The sequence below is a fragment of the Mesorhizobium sp. M1E.F.Ca.ET.063.01.1.1 genome (genome assembly GCF_003998155.1).
Taxonomy (GTDB): Bacteria; Pseudomonadota; Alphaproteobacteria; order Rhizobiales; family Rhizobiaceae; genus Mesorhizobium.
Map to the genome: position 1 here is coordinate 1 of NZ_RZSC01001216.1, position 1,107 is coordinate 1,107.

Genomic DNA, 1,107 nt, shown 5'->3' on the forward strand with positions numbered 1-1,107 from the left:
GATGTAGTCGCAGATGAAGGCGTCGGTCATCTATGCAGCTTTCCCTTTGGCGGTCCCTTGATGCGCCGCCTTGGTGCGGGCCTGGAGGTCGCGCAATGTCTTCAGCTCGAGTTCCGTCGGCTCCGGCGTCTCGTCAAGGGCCTCGGCAAACTTGACCGTCCAGCCACAAGTCGCCTGCACCTCTTCGCGGGTGACGCCGGGATGCAGCGACACGACGGTGAATTCCTTGGTAACAGGGTCCGGCTTCCAGACAGCGAGGTCGGTGATCAGAAGCGTCGGGCCGGCCGTGTCGATGCCGAGGCGCTGGCGATGATCGCCGCCGTCGCCATGGCCGAAGGAGGTGAAGAAGTCGATCGTCTCGACCATGCTGCGCTTCGACTGCGCCATGGTGATGTAAACCTCTCTTGACGAGGTCGCGATCTCCGGCGCGCCGCCGCCGCCGGGCAGGCGGGTCTTGGGATGCGCGTAGTCGCCGATGACGGTGGTGTTGATGTTGCCGAACTTGTCGAGCTGGGCCGCACCCAGGAAGCCGATCGAGATGCGGCCACCCTGCAGCCAGTAGCGGAACATCTCCGGCACCGCGACCGTGGTGACCGCCGTCTCGCACAATTCGCCGTCGCCGATCGACAGCGGCAGAACGTCGGGCGCTGTGCCGATGGTGCCGCTTTCATAGATCAGCGTGATGTCCGGCGCATGCGTCAGCCGCGCGACGTTGCAGGCCGCCGATGGCGCGCCGATGCCGACGAAGCAGACATCGTCGTTTCTCAGCGCGCGGCTTGCGGCAATCGTCATCATCTCGTTCGGGGTGAAGCCCGGATTGTCGGCGTCGCTCATGCGGCTTTCCTCAGATGCTCGACGCGGGCGGCGAAGTCGTCCGCCGTGCTCTCGATGACGTTCTTCTTGATCCAGGCCTGGAAGCGGTCGCGGTCGGCGGCGATTTCGTCCCATTCGAGATAGGCGGCGTTGTCGCGTTCGTAATAGCCATGCGTGTAGGAGGGATGCGAGCCGCCAGGCACGACCGAGATCGCCGCGATCGTCCAACTCGGCAGCACGGTGAGGTTGGGGTGCAGGTCGTCGAAATTGTCGACCACTTCCTCGACCGTCACC

1 protein-coding gene and 1 pseudogene are annotated in these 1,107 nt (G+C 64.5%); both read right to left on the reverse strand.

What is annotated here, in order from left to right:
• Positions 1-30: 30 nt before the first annotated feature.
• On the reverse strand, positions 31-834 hold the full coding sequence (locus EOA29_RS37380; protein ID WP_126092961.1) for a CoA-transferase subunit beta: 804 nt from the start codon (positions 832-834) through the stop codon (positions 31-33).
• Positions 831-1,107 (reverse strand): annotated as a pseudogene (locus tag EOA29_RS37385) (CoA transferase subunit A); the annotation flags it as partial. The pseudogene EOA29_RS37385 and the gene EOA29_RS37380, both read right to left, overlap by 4 nt.

Bases quoted from the DNA above. Each gene is read 5' to 3' on its own strand.
- EOA29_RS37380 (WP_126092961.1), bottom strand. From the start codon at position 834: ATGAGCGACGCCGACAATCCGGGCTTCACCCCGAACGAGATGATGACG.